Raw genomic sequence first — 4441 nt, 5'->3', positions numbered from 1 at the left:
CCTCAAAAAGGCTCCTGGAGCTGATATACAGAGGTATGTTTACGTGGCTGCGCGGGTTACGCGTTCATGTCCCGCATGTCATGGGCCATACCGATCTTGCAATGACCAAACGTTACCTAGCCTACACGCTAGGCGGCATAAAAGAACAGCATGCGCACGCCTCGCCGGTGAACATACTGGTGCCGGCGAGGAAGAAGGTGGGGAAGGTGAAGCGATAAACGAACCGCCCCATATTTTCCGCAAAGCACATTTATTTGAGTTCAGCTGTTACAGCTTGTGTTTCTGAAGATGAGGTGGCCGATCTCTTTAAGGTTATTCAATGATGGATGTCTAGCAATAATCTTGCTCTTATAGATCGATTACGGATTTCAACCAATGCATTATTATATGAATCAACAACGCTACTTGTAATGGACTTTATTTCCGCCTTACGTAACCTTCTCATGTAATGTAACAATGATTTTACATTTTACATAGAAAATTACATTGAAAAAAAGATGAGAGCCAGTTTAAGTAAAGATGATAAACTTATCCTTACATTATCAGCTGGCCCTCACATAGTATGTTTAGTCTGTCTACTTATAATGCCAAAATCTTAATTGTTGAATATTGAAGGCTATCTTCGCTCTTTTAGGATAATCAATTTATCAAGAAACCTTTGTTTTCATTAAAGGGCGCATTAAGAGGTATTTCAAAAAAGTCCATGCATACTAAGGCCAAGGTATATGATTGCAGCTGGTGCAATATACTTCACAATAAGTGTGAAGATTGTTTTGATCGAGGAGGATTGTACATTAGCTTCCTTGAAAAATTTATCCATGCTCCAGGACCAACCTACAAATAGTGCAAGTATAAGACCGCCTATGATGAGAGAGTTATTCAAGATCGTATCAGCAATCTCAAAAAATTTCATGGAATAGGCGCTAAAGCATCCAAGGATAAACGTGATTGCCCCTACCATGTAGACTGCCTTTCTCCGGTTAAATCCAAATTCCTCCATATACGCTGCTGCAACCGCCTCAGCACCGCCAAGCCAAGATGACAATGCAGCCAAGTAAAATAGAATATAAAATAATACTCCAAACAAAGATCCCAAAGGCATCTGGTTAAATACATTTGGCATCGTTATAAAAGTTAAACCTGGTCCAAATGCGGGTTCCAATCCAAATGCAAAGACGGCAGGGAAAATCACCAGTCCACACAAAAATCCGGCTAAGGTTAGTGCTATGCCAATATGAATACCTTGGCGTACAAGGTTCTTTTGTTCTTGCTTTAGATAGCTACCAAACACAATTCCTGCCGACATGCCCACGCCGATAGCAAAGAAGGCTTGCCCAAGACAGTCATAAATAGCTTTAGCCGTGAATTTCGAAAAATCTGGTTTCAAATAGTAGACAACTCCATAGTGTGATCCAGGGAGAGTAACAGAACGAAAAATGAGTAAAATTAAAATTAAAAATAGAGCCGGCATGCAAAATAGATTAGCTGCTTCTAACCCTTTATTTAGGCCACGGCTGATAATTACAGCTACCAATATTACTGTTATCGCGCTCCAGGCTATAACTTCTGGAGCGCTTCCCATAAAGTTTTCAAAGTACGTTCCTACTTGGGCTGGTGTCATATCCTTGAATGTCCCAACCGCAGTCTTGAAAATGTAAGCTGTAACCCATCCCGCTACTGGCATGGTATAACCTAAGAGCAACTGCATCGCAAAGACGTTAAGGTAACCGTTTAAAATCCAAACTTTTCCTCCACTAAGCTCTCTGTAAGCCCCAATGGGGCTTTTCTGTGAGGCACTCCCTAAGGCAAGTTCTAATATTAGAAGTGGGACAGCAATTCCAAAAATGATAAGGACATAGAATAGTAAAAATATACCGCCACCATATATTCCTACTAAATATGGAAATCTCCATAGGCTCCCTATGCCAATAGCAAACCCTATAGCCGAAAGAAAAAAACCTAACTTAGATGAAAAGCGCTCACGCTCTTCCATGCTCTAACTCCCACCTCCTATTTGCATACTGCTCTTAATGTAATGTTGGGCTGTGCCTCCTATACAAGTTATTCTCCATATATTTCTCGCTCAACTACTAAATAAGCTCTTTTCGTAGGAGTTATACCCTCGCGTTTTGCCTCGTTCAAGTTTTCCCATGTTTTTTCTTTGCACAGCTTTCCGGCCTTTTCCATAAGTTGTGCCATGCTTGCCTTCTCTTGATAAACATATTCCTCGTACCCTGCCATAACGCCTGCAATGTTATGGACCCATTCTACTTGGTATAATATCCCGTGTTTCGCCAGCAAATCGGCTAGTGTATACTCTTCTTCCTGGCTAGAGGCCTTCAAGGCATTGTTTGCAGAGCCCATGACAATTTTGAACTTAAGACCTGGTATATTGTCCTCATTTAAAACACCACCCATTGCGCAAGGAGAGAAAATGTCAGCTTCCACTTTAAGGACGTTTGAAGGTTCAACAACTTCTATGGATGCTTTGGGATATTTCTCCTTCAACTCCGCGATCTTGGCTGGGTCTACGTCACATATAACCAATTTTGCCCCATCGTGAATATAATCTTCTGCCAGTGGGAAACCTACTGCTCCTAAACCCTGCACAACAATTTTCTTACCCTCAAGGCTCTCTGAACCCCACAAGAAGCGTGCAGCTTGTTTCACGGCTATGTGAACGCCATGAGCTGTTGGCGTACCAGTAGGGCCTAAAGGACCCTTACGGCCTCCCGTAAAATGAAGGGAAAAATGGGCCTTCACTACGTCTGCTAAGTCCGGAGGAAAACGCATATCGGGTCCGGCTGTGTTGCGAGTGCGATCATTGCAATAAGCAAGAAAACCCACCTGCTCAAGATTGTCTAAGTCGATTGGCTTCATCTGAACCGTGACCTTGCAACCTCCCATAGGCAGATCTGCAGCAGCGTTTTTAAAGGTCATAGCCCGGCCGAGATTCATGCCATCAATGAAAACATCGAGTTCCTCTTCGTCAGGTTCATGGCGACGAATGCCTCCCATGCATAAAGAAGAGTGCAAGTTGTTCAGGCCTCGTTTGTCACTATGGATATTGTTGACAAAACGTATCCCTAGCTTCTCGCTATAGTAACAGTCTAGGAAAATATGGCGTCCCTTACGCATGAGTGCCTTTATTTTCTCTATGTAAGAAACAAGATTGTGCTTTGCAAACAAAGATTCCGTTTCTGCACTATTAAAATATTTTCCACTTGAGGGCCTCAGAGAGAACACAGTAAATAGTTTGTTATACTGTGAGAAATCAGTATCGGGATCCCAATCGCGAGCCGCATAGAAAATGAATTTGTCTGTTCTCCAATCGTAGTGAATCTCCAAGTGATTTAAATTCTCTTGATGCAACATCTCAAATACACCTTTCATCATAAATATCCTCCTACTATGAATTATGTTATACCTGTTGCATATACAGGGGGGTTTGTCCCCTCTGTATCCAATATATCTAAGGCAGGGGAACTTCATTCACCTGAGCTATAAAACCCTTTAAGGAGTTTGTTTCCTGCCTCCCTAAACCATGATAAGTTGGTTGGGCATATGTAGCCCTCGTCAAGATGGAGGATTGGTAGGGAGGCAGATCCTGTCCTTGCCCTAAAGCCTTATGGGAGGTGCGACTACGTATCAAGTATTTGTTGGTGTCTAGTCTTTTAAAGACTCTTTCACGGCATGCACTATCGATCAAGGACGAAAGAAGCTCTTTGAAATCTCCACATCGATGGATAGAAAAGGGTTTGAGGAACTCTCCCGACATCTCCTGAAATTTCCCCAGGACTCCATCCACATCGGAGAGGAATCCTCCGCTTGTTGTCACTACCGTATCTTCTTCAATCTTCCTCCCCGAAGAAGACTGAAATCTAGCTGTCATCTATCATCTCCTCATATCCAGGTTTATAAGGTTTCTCTATAATTATTAGAGATTAGTGAGATCAATAAGAAAAGCGTTCTTGCAGTGGCTACCTTATTACAGTTGAATCTTTTTTCATTTTGCTCTTGGAGTTGATCTTCATCAGGTCCTTGGTCTTAACTTGAAGATAAGTCGACCTGCTCATTCGCTGAATCACACGAAAAAACAATCGCATCGAAAGATGCTTATTGTTGAATAGGAAACTCTTTGCTATCGTTGCGCGGTCATAATACGAAATGATTGCACTCTATTTGATACGCAATTTACGCATAAAGTATGACAACGCGTTGCTTATACTAAGCGTTTCATATAAATATTTCAAACACGTTTACTGGCGATTAGAGCAGATCTGATCAGTTTAACATTCTGCTATGAGATATTTCCTCCAATTTATTAGTGTTTTTATTAGTGTTTCCTTAGTTCCTTTGTCCCTTCACCTTTTCTCTTGAATAAAACAATCCCCACCGACGCTCAATCGGTGGGGACAAATTAAGCCAATTTTTATTTTGA

General features: G+C 41.8%; 3 protein-coding genes and 1 pseudogene. 1 reads left to right on the top strand and 3 read right to left on the bottom strand.

What is annotated here, in order from left to right; all coding sequences use genetic code 11:
- A pseudogene (locus tag Q7P41_RS08475) lies at positions 1–218 on the top strand (hypothetical protein); the annotation flags it as partial.
- 473 nt (positions 219–691) lie between these two features.
- Here the strand turns inward: Q7P41_RS08475 and Q7P41_RS08470 are convergent.
- The 3 genes from Q7P41_RS08470 to Q7P41_RS08460 form a co-directional block, all read right to left on the bottom strand.
- On the bottom strand, positions 692–1993 hold the full coding sequence (locus Q7P41_RS08470) for a sodium-dependent transporter (RefSeq protein ID WP_303883459.1): 1302 nt from the start codon (positions 1991–1993) through the stop codon (positions 692–694).
- 68 nt (positions 1994–2061) lie between these two features.
- A complete protein-coding gene (locus Q7P41_RS08465; protein ID WP_303883458.1) occupies positions 2062–3396 on the bottom strand; it encodes a Glu/Leu/Phe/Val dehydrogenase family protein in 1335 nt (444 codons plus the stop codon).
- A gap of 76 nt (positions 3397–3472) precedes the next feature.
- Positions 3473–3892, bottom strand: a complete 420-nt coding sequence (locus Q7P41_RS08460; RefSeq protein ID WP_303883457.1) for a hypothetical protein — start codon at positions 3890–3892, stop codon at positions 3473–3475.
- Between the last annotated feature and the right edge of the window lie 549 nt (positions 3893–4441).

The sequence above is a fragment of the Acetomicrobium mobile genome, from assembly GCF_937920065.1.
The sequence above is the reverse complement of the archived record's forward strand: the minus strand, read 5'-3'. Positions and strand labels throughout refer to the sequence as shown.